This window comes from Sulfitobacter sp. GN1-4, from assembly GCF_055693825.1.
The window spans coordinates 934,152-950,266 of the sequence record NZ_JBVFUQ010000003.1; the positions used below are offsets into that span (position 1 = coordinate 934,152).

Annotated in this window: 12 protein-coding genes and 3 pseudogenes; 14 read left to right on the forward strand and 1 reads right to left on the reverse strand. The window is 60.2% G+C overall.

The window, feature by feature from the left end; translation table 11 throughout:
- Window positions 1-92: 92 nt before the first annotated feature.
- The gene (locus tag ACZ1HM_RS05070; protein WP_472741725.1) at window positions 93-986 is read right to left on the reverse strand and encodes a LysR substrate-binding domain-containing protein; all 894 of its coding nucleotides are present in this window, start codon (window positions 984-986) and stop codon (window positions 93-95) included.
- 100 nt (window positions 987-1,086) lie between these two features.
- Here ACZ1HM_RS05070 and ACZ1HM_RS05075 point away from each other — a divergent pair, with 100 nt between their 5' ends.
- From ACZ1HM_RS05075 to ACZ1HM_RS05140, 14 genes and pseudogenes are all read left to right on the forward strand, one after another.
- The gene (locus tag ACZ1HM_RS05075) at window positions 1,087-2,310 is read left to right on the forward strand and encodes an acyl-CoA dehydrogenase (protein WP_472741727.1); all 1,224 of its coding nucleotides are present in this window, start codon (window positions 1,087-1,089) and stop codon (window positions 2,308-2,310) included.
- A 107-nt stretch (window positions 2,311-2,417) separates the two neighbouring features.
- Window positions 2,418-4,598: a thiamine pyrophosphate-dependent enzyme gene (locus ACZ1HM_RS05080; protein WP_472741729.1), complete on the forward strand. Its 2,181-nt coding sequence runs from the start codon at window positions 2,418-2,420 to the stop codon at window positions 4,596-4,598.
- Window positions 4,599-4,807: 209 nt separating this feature from the next.
- On the forward strand, window positions 4,808-5,863 hold the full coding sequence (locus tag ACZ1HM_RS05085; RefSeq protein WP_472741731.1) for an ABC transporter ATP-binding protein: 1,056 nt from the start codon (window positions 4,808-4,810) through the stop codon (window positions 5,861-5,863).
- Between the two features lie 82 nt (window positions 5,864-5,945).
- Complete coding sequence (locus ACZ1HM_RS05090) at window positions 5,946-7,079, forward strand: ABC transporter substrate-binding protein (protein ID WP_472741733.1); 1,134 nt, start codon at window positions 5,946-5,948, stop codon at window positions 7,077-7,079.
- Entirely contained in the window at window positions 7,040-7,165 is a 126-nt protein-coding gene (locus tag ACZ1HM_RS05095; protein WP_472741735.1) for a hypothetical protein, read from the forward strand. Before ACZ1HM_RS05090 ends, ACZ1HM_RS05095 begins: the two co-directional genes overlap by 40 nt.
- Before the next feature lie 141 nt (window positions 7,166-7,306).
- Complete coding sequence (locus tag ACZ1HM_RS05100; RefSeq protein ID WP_472741737.1) at window positions 7,307-8,332, forward strand: carbohydrate ABC transporter permease; 1,026 nt, start codon at window positions 7,307-7,309, stop codon at window positions 8,330-8,332.
- Window positions 8,333-8,359: 27 nt separating this feature from the next.
- A pseudogene (locus ACZ1HM_RS05105) lies at window positions 8,360-9,519 on the forward strand (carbohydrate ABC transporter permease).
- A gap of 127 nt (window positions 9,520-9,646) precedes the next feature.
- A complete protein-coding gene (locus tag ACZ1HM_RS05110) occupies window positions 9,647-10,180 on the forward strand; it encodes an ester cyclase (protein WP_472741739.1) in 534 nt (177 codons plus the stop codon).
- Window positions 10,177-10,911, forward strand: a complete 735-nt coding sequence (locus tag ACZ1HM_RS05115) for a class I SAM-dependent methyltransferase (RefSeq protein ID WP_472741741.1) — start codon at window positions 10,177-10,179, stop codon at window positions 10,909-10,911. The genes ACZ1HM_RS05110 and ACZ1HM_RS05115 overlap by 4 nt, the downstream gene beginning before the upstream one ends.
- Window positions 10,908-12,235 (forward strand): annotated as a pseudogene (gene hisD / locus ACZ1HM_RS05120) (histidinol dehydrogenase). Before ACZ1HM_RS05115 ends, hisD begins: the two are co-directional and overlap by 4 nt.
- Before the next feature lie 89 nt (window positions 12,236-12,324).
- On the forward strand, window positions 12,325-13,374 hold the full coding sequence (locus ACZ1HM_RS05125; RefSeq protein WP_472741743.1) for an ester cyclase: 1,050 nt from the start codon (window positions 12,325-12,327) through the stop codon (window positions 13,372-13,374).
- Window positions 13,371-14,132, forward strand: coding sequence for an SDR family oxidoreductase (locus ACZ1HM_RS05130; protein ID WP_472741745.1), 762 nt, complete (start codon window positions 13,371-13,373; stop codon window positions 14,130-14,132). Before ACZ1HM_RS05125 ends, ACZ1HM_RS05130 begins: the two co-directional genes overlap by 4 nt.
- The gene (locus ACZ1HM_RS05135; RefSeq protein WP_472741747.1) at window positions 14,132-15,142 is read left to right on the forward strand and encodes a LacI family DNA-binding transcriptional regulator; all 1,011 of its coding nucleotides are present in this window, start codon (window positions 14,132-14,134) and stop codon (window positions 15,140-15,142) included. The genes ACZ1HM_RS05130 and ACZ1HM_RS05135 overlap by 1 nt, the downstream gene beginning before the upstream one ends.
- Before the next feature lies 1 nt (window position 15,143).
- Window positions 15,144-16,111: pseudogene (locus ACZ1HM_RS05140) on the forward strand (nuclear transport factor 2 family protein).
- Window positions 16,112-16,115: the final 4 nt, after the last annotated feature.

Consider the following 16,115-nt stretch of genomic DNA (forward strand, 5'->3'; position numbering starts at 1 on the left):
TCCTTGAATCGGCCCCACCCGTTTCATGTTGTGGTGAATAGAAGGTGAATGCGGCGAAATTTTGACCCCGAGCCGTTTTTTCGCCCCGAGCCTTAAGGCTCTGACTTGGCCTGATCTGCCAGCCACCGGATGAACGAACTGAGCGCTGCGTTTTCCGGCGCGCCCTCGGGCCAGACCAGATAATAGCTGCCAATGCTGAGGGAGGAATGCGCGAAAGCCTGGGTCAGCTTACCTTCGCGCAGGTATGGCTCAGCAAAGAAGGTGGGCAGCAGGGCCACACCCAGCCCGTGGATCGCGGCCTGTGCCATGGTTGCGAACTGGTCAAAGACCATGCCGGGGGGCGGGGCATCCGCCACATCCAGCGCTGCAAGCCACCGCGCCCAGGCCTTGGGCCGTGTCTCTAGGTGCAGCAGTGGCAGTTGCAACATCTCAGCGGCCTCCTGCAAAGGTGCACCGATCAGGTCGGGGGCACAAACCGGGACAACCTCTTCTGGCAGTAAGGGCAGGTAGCGCACGCCGGGCCAATCTTCGTGACCAAAGTGGATGGCGGCATCAAAAGCGGTGTCTTTGAACCCAAAGGGTCTGAGCCTTGTGCTCAGGTTCACGGTGACCTCTGGATGGGCCTGGGCAAAATCGCTTAGACGCGGGGCCAGCCAGTTCATCCCGAAGGCGGGCAAGATGGCCAGGTTCAACACGCCCCCCGTCGGATTTGTGCGCACCGAAACGGATGCCTGGGCCAGCCGGTTCAGGATTTCGCGCACCTCTTTGACATAAGACTGCCCCGCTTCCGTCAGACGCAACTGCCGCCCCTGGCGCATCAACAGGGCCACATCTAGCTGCGCCTCCAATGTCTTGAGCTGACGGCTGACCGCACTTTGGGTCAGCGACAGCTCTTGCGCGGCCGCGGTGGCACTGCCCAGACGCGCGACCGCCTCAAACGCAAGCAGGGCCGAGATGGACGGCAGAAAACGGCGCGGCGCGATCATATGACTTTTTCTCATGGGTTCAGATAAAAGCAGCGATAGTCTTTTGCCCGCCTCTTTGCAATAAAACCGCCAGATACTTGCCGCCATGAAAGGAAATGCCATGAATGCCGAAGCCCCCATCCTGCGTGCCAAAGACGCCCCAGATCTGGGCAGTTTCGATTGGGCCGATCCTTTCCGTCTGGACAGCCAGCTGACAGAAGATGAACGCATGATCCGCGACAGCGCGCAAAGCTATGCGCAGGAAAAGCTGCAGCCGCGTGTGATCAACGCCTTTGCCAATGAGGAAACCGATCCGTCGATTTTCAAGGAAATGGGCGACATGGGGCTCTTGGGCGTGACACTGCCCGAAGAATACGGCGGCCTGGGCGGCAACTACGTCTCCTATGGCCTCGTCGCGCGCGAGGTGGAGCGTGTGGACAGCGGCTATCGCTCCATGATGTCGGTGCAATCAAGTTTGGTGATGTATCCGATCTATGCCTACGGCTCTGAAGCGCAGCGCAAAAAGTACCTGCCCAAGCTGGCTTCGGGTGACTGGATCGGGTGTTTTGGCCTCACTGAGCCAGATGCCGGGTCCGACCCTGCGGGCATGAAGACCCGCGCCGAAAAAACTGCCACGGGCTACAAGCTGACCGGCTCCAAGATGTGGATTTCCAACGCGCCGATTGCGGATGTTTTTGTGGTCTGGGCCAAATCCGAAGAGCATGGCGGCAAGATCCGGGGCTTTGTGCTGGAAAAGGGCATGAAGGGGCTGAGCGCGCCCAAGGTTGGCAACAAGCTGAGCCTGCGCGCCTCGATCACAGGTGAGATTGTGATGGACGGTGTTGAGGTGGGCGAGGAGGCTTTGCTGCCGCATGTGTCCGGCCTGAAAGGTCCCTTTGGCTGTCTGAACCGCGCGCGCTATGGCATCTCATGGGGGTCGATGGGAGCGGCTGAGTTCTGCTGGCATGCCGCGCGTCAATACGGGCTGGACCGCAAGCAGTTTGGAAAGCCTTTGGCGCAGACGCAGCTCTTTCAGAAAAAGCTTGCCGACATGATGACAGAGATCGCGCTGGGCCTGCAGGGCTCCTTGCAGGTGGGCCGCCTGATGGATCAGGCCAATGCAGCACCCGAGATGATCTCTATCGTCAAACGCAACAATTGCGGCAAGGCGCTCGAGGTGGCGCGCCACGCCCGCGACATGCATGGCGGGAACGGGATTTCGGGAGAGTTCCAGGTGATCCGCCACATGATGAACCTGGAGACGGTGAACACCTATGAGGGTACACATGACGTGCATGCGCTGATACTGGGCCGCGCGCAGACCGGATTGCAGGCGTTTTTCTAAGATCCTGCGAGCGGGGCATCTGTGGCTGAGGGTGTTGAAGTTATATTGGAAAGATGAAGCAGGGGGCGCGGCGATGCGGCCCCCTGTGCCTGTTGAGGAGAGATCGGATGGACCGGGTCCAGATTGTGCATGAGAATTTCCTGAGCCGTGTAGCGGCGGGGGATTTTCCGGCAGGGGCGGGGACAATTGGCGCGCTGCATGCGGCGGCGGCGGTTGAGCTTTACCGGGCGCAGGTGTTGTCGCGGGCGTTGGATATTGAAAGCCGTGCCATGCAAAAGCGTGGGCAGGGGTTTTATACCATCGGCTCTTCGGGTCATGAGGGGATGGCGGCGCTGGGGCATGCCTTGCGCGTGGATGACATTGCCTTTTTGCACTACCGCGATGCGGCGTTTCAGATTGCCCGTGCGGCCAAGGCAGGTCAACCGGGCATGATGCGGGATATGTTGTTGAGCTTTGCCTGTGCTGCAGAGGATCCCACTAGCGGCGGGCGGCATAAGGTTTTGGGATCAAGGCCTTTGATGATCCCGCCGCAGACCTCAACCATTGCCAGCCATTTGCCCAAGGCGGTGGGGGCTGCCCATGCGATTACCCTGGCGCGGCGCAACCGGCCTGAGCATGCGATATTGCCGCGTGATGGGATTGTGATGTGTTCTTTCGGGGATGCCTCGCTGAACCATTCCACGGCACAGGGCGCGATCAATGCCGCAGGCTGGACGGCGGTACAGGGCGTGCCGCTGCCGCTGTTGATGGTCTGTGAGGACAACGGCATTGGCATCTCAACCAAAACGCCAACGGGCTGGGTTGAAGGGTCTATGGCGCAGCGGCCTGGGCTGCAGTATTTCAAAGCGGATGGGCGTGATGTTTTTGCAGCCCTTGCCGCAGCAGAGGAGGCCGCACGTTGGGTGCGGACACACCGCAAGCCTGCGTTTTTGCATCTCAGCACAGTGCGGCTTTATGGTCATGCGGGACCGGATGTGGTGACGTCTTATTTGCCCAAAGCGGAAGTTGAGGCGGATGAGGCGCAGGATCCGCTTCTTTATACCGCGCAGGCGCTTGTAACATCGGGTGCCGCAACCGCGCAGGAAACCCTGGCGATCTACACGCAGACCTTGGCGGATGTGGCGGAGGCCGCGGAAGAGATGGCCGCTGTCCCGCGGCTCAAGACCGCTGCCGATGTGATGCAAAGCCTTGTGCCCCCCAAGCGCCAGGTTGCCCGGCGCAACAGCCCCAGTGCGGCGGACCGGGCGCAGGTCTTTGGCGCTGATCTGGCGCAGATGGATCAACCACAGCCGATGTCGCGGCTCATTAACTGGGCGCTGCATGATCTGATGCTGGAGGCACCAGAGACCCTGTTGATGGGCGAGGATGTGGGCCGCAAGGGCGGCAATTATGGCGTGACGCAAAAGCTGCACGCGCGGTTTGGCCCGGCACGGGTGATTGATACGCTGTTGGATGAGCAGAGCATTTTGGGTCTGGCGATTGGGCTGGCGCACAACGGGTTCCTGCCGATGCCCGAGATCCAGTTCCTGGCCTATTTGCACAACGCCGAAGACCAACTGCGGGGCGAGGCGGCGACCCTGCCTTTCTTCAGCCGGGGGCAATGGAGCAATCCGATGGTCATCCGCATCTCAGCCTTGGGGTATCAAAAGGGATTTGGTGGGCATTTTCACAACGATAACTCTATTGCCGTTCTGCGCGACATTCCGGGGGTGATCATCGCTTGCCCCTCTACCGGGGATGAGGCGGCGTGCATGCTCCGCGAATGCCACCGCTTGGCGCGCGAAGAACAGCGGGTGGTGGTGTTTTTGGAGCCTATCGCGCTTTATCCCATGCGGGATTTGCTGGCCCCTGGCGATGGCGGTTGGATGCGGTCCTATCCGACGCCGGACCAGCGGATCGGCCTGGGCAACGTGGGCGTGCATGGTGATGGCGCGGACCTGGCGATCGTGACCTATGGCAATGGCCATTACCTGAGCCGTCAGGCGCAGCATGATCTGGCCGAGCAGGGGGTTGCCGCGCGGGTGATTGACCTGCGCTGGATTGCACCGCTGCCGGAGACCGCTTTGGTTGAGGCCGTGGGCGACCGGCCCGTTCTGATCGTGGATGAGTGTCGCCGCACAGGTGGTCAGGCTGAGGCGCTGATGGCGTTGATGGCGGAGCGGGGCATCACAAATGCCGCACGGCTGACGGCTGAGGACAGCTTTATTGCGACCGGTCCCGCCTATGGTGCCACGCTACCATCGCGAGAGGGGATCGTGGCGGCGGCTGAGGCGCTGTTGCGCGGCTGACCCCTCAAATCGAATCACCTTTGGCGGGTATGTGACCGCCGTCGCGGGCGTCTGACCCAAGTCGCATGCGTAAATTGCGGGCGGGAAATGCCATGAAAACAGGCACTCCGAAGAGTTTTGCAAACGTGTGCAAAAATCTCTTGAAAATGAGATCAACCTGACCCACCGTGACAAAATACCGCTTCCGGCGGGATGTCAGGGGGACTCAGATGGCCGAAATTCAACTGCGCAATATCAACAAGCGGTGGGGCAGCTTTGTCGGGGTGGGTAACTTCGACCTGACCATCGCGGATGAGGAATTTCTGGTGCTTCTTGGGCCGTCGGGCTGTGGCAAGACAACGACGATGCGGATGATTGCCGGGTTGGAGGACATCACCGAGGGTGAAATCGTGATCGACGGCAAGGTCGTGAATGATCTCGATCCCAAAGACCGCGATGTGGCCATGGTGTTCCAGTCCTACGGCCTGTACCCGCATATGAACGTCTATGAGAACATCCGCTTTCCGCTGAAAGTGCGCAAAGTGGACCCGGCCACACATGACGAAAAGGTGCGCCGCGCCTCTGCCATGGTGGAGTTGGATGATTTCTTGCACCGCAAACCAGCCGAGCTGTCAGGTGGTCAGCGTCAGCGCGTGGCCCTGGCCCGTGCGATCGTGCGCGAACCCAATGTCTTCTTGATGGACGAGCCGCTGTCCAACCTTGACGCCAAGCTGCGGGTCTCGACCCGCGCGCAGATCAAGAACCTCAGCCATGAGCTGAAAGTGACCACCGTTTATGTGACACACGACCAGATTGAGGCGATGACTCTGGCGGACCGTGTGGTTGTGATGAAGCAGGGCAAGGTCCAGCAGGTCGGTACTCCGACCGAGATTTACGACAACCCCGCCAACACCTTTGTGGCCTCTTTCATCGGCTCACCTGCAATGAACCTGATGGACGGCACGATCAAGGATGGTGTGTTTGAAGGGGCGAACGTGCGCATCGAAGGGCTCAAGGCCGCCGATGGTGAGGTCACACTGGGCTTTCGGGCCGAGGATGCGGGCCTGGCGGAGGATGGCAAGGGCGAGATCACCGCACCGATCTACACCATTGAGCTTTTGGGCGATGCGGTCATGTTGGCCGTGCGCGCAGGCGGGCAGATGGTGTCGGTCAAAGCGCACAAAGAATACCGGGCTGAGATCGGAGACAGCGTCTCTTTCACCGTGCCCCCCGAAATCTGTCACGTGTTTGACAGGGCCTCAGGCGAGCGCATCAGCGCGGACTGAGAATTGCCCGCCGCAAGGCGGGTTCACGACGGGTGCAGGCTTGCAAGATGCACCCCAAAAACTGCAACAGGGAGTTTGCAATATGATGTTGAAGAAACTGGCACTGGCAGGCGTGGTGAGCCTTTTGGGCACCTCCGCTTTTGCTGCGTGTTCCTATGAGAACACCACAGAGGTCAAAATGCTGTCCGCAGGCTTTGAAGCCTGGAAAGCGGTCACAGATGCGATGGCCGAATGCGGGAATTTCCAGGCTGAGCTGGATCAGGAATTCCGCACCAAGCAGCCAGCGGCGTTTGAAGCCAACCCATCGCTTTATCACCTGGGCGGTGTTTCCAACGGCACGATCACGCCTTTGCTGAACGCGGGCACTATTCGTCCGCTGGATGATCTGGTTGCCAAATACGGCCAAAACCTGAGCCCCAACCAGCTTATCCGTGTGGACGGCAAGATCATGGCTGTGGCTATGATGGTGAACACACAGCACCTGATGTACCGCGAAGACATCCTGTTCGATCTGGGCATCGCAGAGCCATCCTCCTGGGATGAAGTCTATGCGGCTGCGGCCAAGATCAAAGAAGCGGGCGTCGTGGACTACCCTCTGGGTGCGACCATGAAATCCGGTTGGAACCTCGCGCAGGAATTCGTGAACATGTACCCTGGCAAGGGTGGCACGTTCTTTAACGATGACAACACCACGGCTGTGAATTCAGACGCGGGTATGGCGGCGCTTGAGACCATGAAGATGGCGCTTGAGTTCACCGATCCAGAAGTTCTGGTATCTGATTCCACCTACGTGCAGCAGCAGTTCCAGCAGGGTAAAATCGCCATGGCGAACCTCTGGGCGTCGCGCGCCGGTGCGATGAACGATGAGGCCGAAAGCCAGGTGGTTGGCAAGGTCAAGATGGCCGCAGCCCCCACCGCGATGGACGGCGGCGCACCAGCCACAACACTGTGGTGGGACGGCATCGTTGTTGCGGCCAACATCTCAGATGAGGAAGCGGATGCCGCGTTCCGTCTGGCGATGGAAGGCATGGACAAAGAGATGGTCATGGGTGCCAACGACGCCGCGATCTGGTTGGTCGAAGGGTACACACCGGCCCACTCTCTGCAGGTGCCATTGCAACGGCAACCGCCAACCCAGCGCCTCCGCCTTACCCATCCACCACACAGATGGGTCTGTTGCACACCGCACTGGGCAATGAAATCCCTGCCTTCCTGACAGGGGATCGTGACGCCGCCGCAACGCTGGCCGCGATCGAAGACGCCTATACCACCGCCGCAAAAGAAGCTGGCGTTCTGGAATAAGCTTTGCAGGCAGGCCGGGTGATCCCGGCCTGCCGCTCCGCTTTCTGAGCGGGTTTTGTTGGCCGCCCTTTAGGGCTGCCTGCCAAAACCGCCCACCAGCGCTTTGACCGCCGGACGCCCGGCACACCATTGGGGGATACGATGAACTTCAAAACCTTCTTTGCCTTTGTGGCCCCGTCGGTCTTTATGATGATCATATTCATCGCCTTGCCGCTGATTTCGGTGTTCATCCAGTCGTTCCAGATCACCCAACCGGTGATGCAACAGATTGAGGTCGAAACCTGCACGCCCGGTTTCATCACCCAAACCTGTGTGACCGAACTCAAGACCGTGCCAACCCTAGACGAGGACGGCAAAACCATCACCACCACGGAGTGGGTCGGCTTTCAAAGCTATCGGAACGTGCTGCAGATGGACAAGGTCTGGGAGGCCGTGGGCGCGGGCAATTTTGGTGAGATCCTGCAGATCGATTTCTGGAAGGCGCTGCGCTTTACCCTGATGTTCACGCTGCTGACGCTGCCCCTGGTCATCGTCACTGGTTTGCTGATCGCGCTGGCGGTCAACAACGCGGTGCGGGCGGTGCGCGGGCCGGTGATTTTTGTGTCGCTCTTGCCCTTCATCATCACGCCGGTGATCGGCTCGCTGGCGATCTACTGGCTTTTTGTTGGGGACGGGATACTGACCGCGCTGCTGGAGCGTTGGACCGGCAACAACATTTCCATGTTCGCGCAGGCTTGGACGATTGAGCTGTTGATGTATTTCTTCCGGGTCTGGAACAACGCGCCCTTTGCCTTTGTGATCTTCTATGCGGGTCTGCAAACGGTGAACATGGACACGTTGGAAAGCGCTGTGATCGACGGTGCCTCGCGCTGGGAACGGCTGCGCCATGTGGTGATCCCGCATCTGATGCCGCTGATCATCTTCATCTCGCTTATCCACCTGATGGACGTCTACCGCGTGTTCGAAGAAATCGTGGGCTTCCGCAGCCAGGCGCATGTGATCTCGCTGCAGTGGCTGACCTTTGATTTCCTCACACCTGATGACGCGGGCAACCGGGCCATCGCACGGGCCTCGGCCTCGGCCATGCTGACCATGATCGGGATCGTCTTCTTGCTGATCATTCCACTGCGCCGCACCTGGCGCGACCACAAGGGAGGAGCGCACTGATGTGTCGATACCAGAAGGATCGCAATCATGAGTAGTACATCAAGAGCCATGCGGCAGTCCTTTGCGCTGCGTCTTTCCTCCGCCACCTTCCTGACGTTCTGGTGCATCGTGGCCGCCTTCCCCATCGTGTGGATCGCGATCATGAGCTTCAAGGCACCGCGCGACGCCTTTGCCGACAGCCCTTGGGACGTGATCGTTGGCCCCAATACCCTGGCCCGCGGCGAAGGCCTGTCGATTATCGACATCGTGCTGGGGCTGGCGGTGCTCTATTTTGCGATCCGCTGGATGTTCACGCTGCTGCCCAAGCTGGTGGAGCAATACAGCCCCCCGCCTTCAAGTTCTTTGGCTGGATCATCGGGGCGGTCGTCTATGCGATCCTCTTTATCGTGATCTTCCTTGGCCTCTTGCCGATGACCCTGGGCGGGTTGAACAGCGTGCTTGGCCCACTAGGAGAGCCCATTCTGGGCCTGACCACGCAGCATTACATCGCCGTATGGCAAGAGAATGAGTTCTATCGCAACTTCCTGAACTCCATGCTGGTGACAGCGGGCGTTGTGACCATCTCGCTGACCGTGGGCACGCTGGCGGGTTACGGGCTGGCGCGCTCTGGCTCTGATCTGGCGTTCTGGCTGTTGATCCTGGCGCTGATCTTCCGCGCATTGCCGCACTCTGTCTTGGTAGCGGGCTATCTGCCCTGGTTCATCAATTCGGCTGAAATCCTTCGCCCGATCTTTGGCGAGGTTTCGCCCACGCTCTACGGTCAGCCCTATGCGGTGATCGCGGTGCTGGTCGCGATCAACCAGCCCTTCACGATCTGGATGCTGCGCAGCTTCTTCCAGAACATTCCCGCCGAATTGGATGAGGCCGCCCGTGTCGATGGATGCTCTCACTTTCAGGCGTTCCGCCTGGTGATCATGCCGGTGATGTGGCCGGGGGTGATCACCACGGGTCTGTTCTCTTTCCTCTTGGGCTATAACGACTTCTTGGTGACGGCACTTTTGCTGGATGCGCAGAACCAAACGATGGTTCCGGCGATTGCGGGCTACTTTAACCGCGAAACCACCACCACCGATCAGGTAGAGGCGGTGGCAGCGGCGGTCTCTATCACGGCACCACTTTTCTTGTTGGTCATGGTGTTCCAGCGCCAGATCGTCAGCGGCTTGACCGCGGGGGCGGTTAAAGGATGACGCAATGAGTTCATCCTCGCGCAGCTCAGCACTGGCACGGCATCCGGCACTCAACCGGATGCCGCGTGACTTCATAGGGGGGCCAGCCGCGCGCTGATCTGAAACCTATGCAAGAAAGGAAGATCCCATGAAAGGATCCCGACCCGAACAAGCCGTCCTGTCCCGCGACACGGACATGAGCAAAACCGAAGATACCCGCGCTGTGATCGAAGGCATGGTGGACGGTCTGAACGACCACACCATCGACGGCATCGGTGCGTTTTTTCACGAAAACTTCCGCTGGTTGGGCAACCAGGGCTGCGGCACCAAAATCGGCCTGAAAGAGTTTCAGGACAATTGGCAGCGGCCCTTCCAGGCGGCATTTTCCGACAAGGTCTGTGTCGATGAGGCGCGGCTTTATATGGGCGAATGGGCGGCGGCCTTTGGCCGGCAAGAGGCCAAGCACACCGGCACCTTCATGGGCATCGCGCCTACCGGCAAGCGGGTTGAGATCCGCTATATGGATTTTTGGAAAGTCAGCGACGGCAAGATTGAGGACAATTGGGTGATGGTCGACTTTCCCCATGTGCTCGCTCAGCTTGGCGTTGATGTGTTTCAGGGCGAAGGCTGGGAAGCCTTTGACAGGGGCGAAAAAGAAGCCCCGCGTCCGGAGGCCACATGAGCCAGGAGATGTGGAACGCATCGGCCCAGGGATGGATCGCGGGCATGCGGGCTGGCGGCGACCCGACCCGTGTGGACGTGATGGATGCCCCGATGCTCGACGCTTTGCCTCAGCAAGGCGAGGTGCTGGACATCGGCTGTGGTGAGGGCCGCTTTTGCCGGATGATGCAGGCCCGGGGGCTGAACACCGTGGGGCTTGATCCTACGCCCGCGTTGCTGGCCCAGGCACAAAGCGTAGATCAAGAGGGGCATTACGTTGAGGCGCGCGCTGAGGTCTTGCCCTTTGCGGACAACCGGTTTGATGCCGTTGTTTTCTACCTCAGCCTCATCGACATCAAAGGGTTTCGCACAGCCATCGCCGAGGCCGCCCGCGTCTTGGCCGCAGGCGGCAAGATGATCGTCGCGAACCTGCACCCGCATGCAACGGCACGGCCCGCAGATTTGACCCCAAAGGCCAGCTCTTGGCTGTCCCGGCCCAATGGGGCTGCTGTCTATATGGTTGATGAAATGTCGCGCGAACGCGACCAAACCGTAGCTTGGGGAGACGTGCGGATCGTGAATTATCACCGGCCGCTCTCAAGCTATATGCAAGCCTTTTTGAACAACAACCTCAGTCTGACCCACTTTTTTGATCCGCCCTACACCGGCGGTGATGAAGCGATTGCCAAAAGGTGGCAGCGCATGCCGTGGGCCTTTCAGATGATCTGGAAAAAGATGGAGATCACGCAATGACAATCACATATCTCAAACGCGGCAAATCCGATGCCGAGCGCAGCGATGACGATGCCAAGACCCGCGCGGTGGTTGAGGCCACGCTGAAAGACATCGAAGCGCGCGGTGATGCGGCGGTGCGCGAGCTGTCGGAGAAGTTCGACAATTATTCCCCCCTGCCTTCAAGCTCAGCCAGTCCGAGATTGAGGCGCTGATGGCCAAAGTCTCTCCGCGTGAGATGGCAGATCTGAAATACGCGCAGGAAAACGTGCGCCGGTTTGCCCAGGCGCAGCGTGATTCCATGACCGATATCGAGGTTGAGATGCAGCCGGGCGTGATCTTGGGCCACAAGAACATCCCCGTGCAATCGGTGGGCTGTTATGTCCCGGGCGGCAAGTTCCCGATGGTGGCCTCAGCGCATATGTCGGTGGCTACGGCCAGCGTGGCGGGGGTGCCGCGCATCATCGCCTGCACACCGCCCTTCAACGGAGAGCCGAACCCCGCTGTGATTGCCGCGATGCATCTGGGCGGCGCGCATGAGATCTATGTGATGGGCGGCATTCAGGCGGTAGGTGCCATGGCCATCGGGACCGAGACGATTGACCCGGTGCATCTGTTGGTAGGCCCTGGCAATGCCTTTGTGGCTGAGGCCAAACGCCAGCTCTTTGGCCGCGTCGGCATCGATCTGTTTGCTGGCCCCACTGAGACGATGGTCATTGCCGATGACACTGTCGATGCAGAGATCTGTGCGACGGACCTGCTAGGCCAGGCCGAGCATGGGTATAATTCGCCTTGTGTGCTGCTGACCAATTCCGAAAAGCTGGCGCGGGAGACGATGGATGAGATTGAACGCATCCTCGGCATCCTGCCCACCGCCGGCACGGCGCGAGTGTCTTGGGAAGACTACGGCGAGGTCATCGTTTGCGACACCTATGAAGAGATGCTTGAGGTCGCCGATGACATCGCTTCAGAACATGTGCAGGTGATGACGGACCGGGATGATTGGTTCTTGGAGCATATGACCTGCTATGGTGCGCTGTTTTTGGGCGCGCGGACCAATGTGGCCAATGGCGACAAGGTCATCGGCACCAACCACACGCTGCCTACCAAAAAGGCGGGGCGCTATACGGGCGGTCTTTGGGTGGGCAAATACCTCAAGACCCATTCCTATCAAAAGATCACCACCGATGAGGCGGCGGCAGAGATGGGGGCTTACGGCTCGCGGTTGTGCATGTTGGAAGGTTTTGTGGGCCATGCTGAGCAGTGCAACGTGCGGGTGCGGCGCTATGGCGGGATCAACGTGCCTTATGGTGAGGGGGCCCCGGCGCGCGAAGCGGCGGAATAAGACAGGTCCTGCGGCCCCATTGAGGGGCCGCAGGACCTATGAGAGACGCTGTCTCTCATACTCTCTGGAATTGTAGTAGAAAGATGAAGATGATGGATGGACCATCGCGACATAAAGAGCTGATCGCACCGTTGCGTGCGGCCATGTATGATTTTGATGCAGGGGCGGTGCGCGCGGCATTGCATGACATTTGCGCGCCGGATGTGGTGTTTCGCCTGGCGCATCCCTTTGAGACGACGGGGGGTGTGGATGCCTATTTTGACAAGGTCTATGCGCCCTTGTTGGCGGCGGTGCCCGATTTGGAGCGGCGTGATCACATTGTGATGGCCGGCCCCACCCCGGAGGGGCATGACTGGGTTGGCTGTGGCGGGTTTTATACCGGCACGTTCACGCATCCTTGGATGGACATCCCCGCCACGGGGCATTTGGTGCATATGCGCTTTCACGAGTTTTACCGCTTTGTCGACGGCAAAGTGGTTGAGATGCAGGCGCTGTGGGACATTCCTGAGGTGATGATGCAGGCAGGCGCCTGGCCGATGGTGCCCAGCCTGGGGCGGGAGTGGCATGTGCCTGCGCCTGCTAGCAACGATGGGATTGTGCCGGGGCCCTATGATGCGCAGGCGGGTATGGCGACCTGTCAGCACATCATTGATATGCTGGATCATCTCAAGCTGCACCCCAGCCAAGGGGGACCTGAGGTCATGCAGATGGACCGGTTCTGGCATCCGCGCATGACCTGGTATGGGCCGTCTGGCATTGGCACCGGGCGCGGGCAGCGCGGCTTTCGTCAGTGGCACCAGATCCCCTTCCTCAACGGGATGCCGGACCGGGGGCAATATGTGGATGAGATCACCTATCATTTCTTTGGCGACCGGAATTACGCCGCCGTCACGGGTTGGCCGGACATGTATCAGACCATCACCCACGATGGCTGGCTGGGCATTCCGCCGGTGAACAAGAAGATTGAGATGCGGTCGTTGGATTTCTGGCGGCTTGAGAACGGGTTGATCCGGGAAAACTGGGTGCTGGTGGATCTGTTGCACATGTATGATCAGATCGGCGTTGATGTCTTTGCCCGGATGCGCGAGCTCAACAAGGCGCGCGCGGGCTTTGATCCTGAGACCGGGGTAGCGTTGTGAGCGTTTTGCCCCGCGCGCCGGGGTTTGATCTGAGCGGCAAGCGCGCGCTGGTGACGGGGGCCTCCTCCGGGATTGGGCTGGGCTGTGCTGCGGCCCTGGCCGAGGCGGGCGCGCATGTCGTTTTGGCCGCGCGCCGGGCGGAGGTGTTGGCAGAGGCTGTGGCTGCGATGCAGGCCCAAGGATGGCAGGCCGAGGCGCTGACCTTTGATCAATCCGATCTGGAGGCGATTGAGGCAGCTTTTGACGCGCCTTTTGACATCGTTCTGAACTCCGCTGGTTTGGCGCGCCATTCTGCGGCGACGCAGACGCAGGTTGCCGATTATGACGCGGTGATGGATTTGAACGTGAAGGGGGCCTATTTCCTGTCGGCGCATGCGGCCAAGGCCCTGATGGCGGCGGGCAAGCCTGGCTCCATCATCCACATCTCATCGCAGATGGGTCATGTCGGCGGTGTGGAGCGGGCGGTCTATTGCGCCTCCAAACATGCGGTGGAGGGGATGGTCAAAGCGATGGCCGTGGAATGGGGCAAGGCGGGCATTCGCATCAATACGATCTGCCCGACCTTCGTGCGCACCGCATTGACCCAGCCCACTTTTGACAACCCAGAGCGTTTGGCCTGGATCATGGACAAGATCAAACTGCCCCGCGTGGCAGAGGTTGAGGATATGATGGGGGCGGCGGTGTTTTTGGCCTCTGACGCCTCGGCGATGATCACGGGCACGTCTTTGATGATTGACGGGGGCTGGACCGCAGACTGATGCCCAAGGTGACCTCGCTCCAGGTGGCCGAAAAGGCCGGGGTCAGCCGCTCAGCGGTGAGCCGGGTGTTCACGCCTGGTGCGAGCGTGAGCCCGGCAACAGCCGCCAAGGTGCGTGCCGCCGCGCGTGAGCTGGGGTACCGGCCCAACGTCCTGGCGCGCTCTCTTATCACCGGGCGCAGCCGGATCATTGGGCTGGTGGTGGCCTATCTGGAGAACCAGTTCTATCCAGAAGCGATTGAGCGGTTGTCGAAATCGCTGCAAGAGCGGGGCTATCACGTGCTGGTTTTCATGGCCTCTAACGATAGTGAGGCCACGCAAACGGTGATTGACGAGCTGTTGGATTATCAGGTGGACGGGATCATCGCAGCCTCGGTCGGGCTGTCCAATGATCTGACCCGGCGGTGTGAGGACGCGGGCATTCCCATCGTGCTGTTCAACCGCGATCAGTTCGATGACCGTCTCTCAAGCGTGACCTCAGACAACATGGCGGGGGGCGCAAGCTGGCGGAATTCCTCGGCCGCAGGGGGGCACCGGCGCATTGCCCATATCGCAGGGTGGGAAGGGGCCTCTACCCAGATTGACCGCGAAGCGGGCTTCAAGGCCGGGCTGATGGAGGCCGGGCTGAAAATCGTGGCGCGGGGAGCGGGCAACTTCAACTTCGAAGGCGCGCAGGCCGCCGCGCGTGACATGTTTGACCGTGACGATCCACCCGATGCGGTGTTCGTTGCCAATGATCACATGGCCTTTGCCGTCATGGATGTGCTGCGGTTTGAGCTGGGCATGCGGGTGCCTGACGATGTCTCGGTCGTGGGCTATGACGATGTGCAGCTGGCCGCCTGGGCCGCCTATGATCTGACCACGGTGCGGCAACGCGCCAATGTGATGGTCGCCCAGACCATCGACCTTCTTCTTTCGCGCCTTGACGATCCTGACACGCCCGCGCGGCGGATCTGCATCGACGGGCCTCTTATCATCCGCGGCTCTGCCCGCAAACCTCAAGGACACTGACGTGCACGGCTTTTCCAACAAGTTCAAAGACTTCCCCGACTACATCATCGGGATCACCAAGGAAATCTGGGAGGATCGCGGGATCGCGACTCTGCACCAGTATTACTCAGACGATATTGTGGTCCGCTCCCTGGCTCTGTGGTGATTGGCAACCAGAACGTCATTGGGGCCACCATGGCCACGCTGGCGGAATTCCCGGACCGTGCGCTTTTGGGTGAGGATGTGATCTGGTCGGGCACGCCGGAAGAGGGGATGCTGTCCTCGCACCGGATCCTGTCCACCGCGACCCATGCGCGCGATGGGATGTATGGCGCGGCCACCGGCAAAAAGCTCAAGTACCGCATTTTGGCGGATTGTCATGCGATCAACAATCAGATCAACGACGAATGGCTGATCCGCGATCAGGGGGCGATCGTGCGCCAGATGGGCTGGGATCCCAAAGAATACGCCGCTGACCTGATTGCGCGTGAAGGCGGGGCCGAAAACGCGGTCCAGCCGCTGACGCCTGCGATTGATCAGCCTGGCCCCTATAAAGGGCGCGGCAATGACAACGCATGGGGCCAGAAATACGCGGACATCCTGACCGGGTTGATGGGGGCCGATATGGCGCTGATCCCGGCAGAATATGACCGGGCGGTTGTGGGCGAATACCCCGGCGGGGTGACGGGCCACAGCCATGCGGATGTTGATGGCTTTTGGATGGGACTGCGCGCCTCTTTCCCCAATGCCACGTTCCAGATCGATCATGTGATTGGTCGCGAAGACCCGATGATGCCGCCCCGCGCCGCGGTGCGGTGGTCCTTGCATGGCAAACACGACGGCTGGGGCAGCTTCGGTGCGCCCACCGGCAAAGACGTCTATGTCCTGGGCATCTGCCATGCGGAGTTCGGCCCCTGGGGGCTGCGCCGCGAATACGTTATCTATGACGAGGCGATGGTCTGGAAACAGATCTTGCTGCAAACCGGATAGGGCG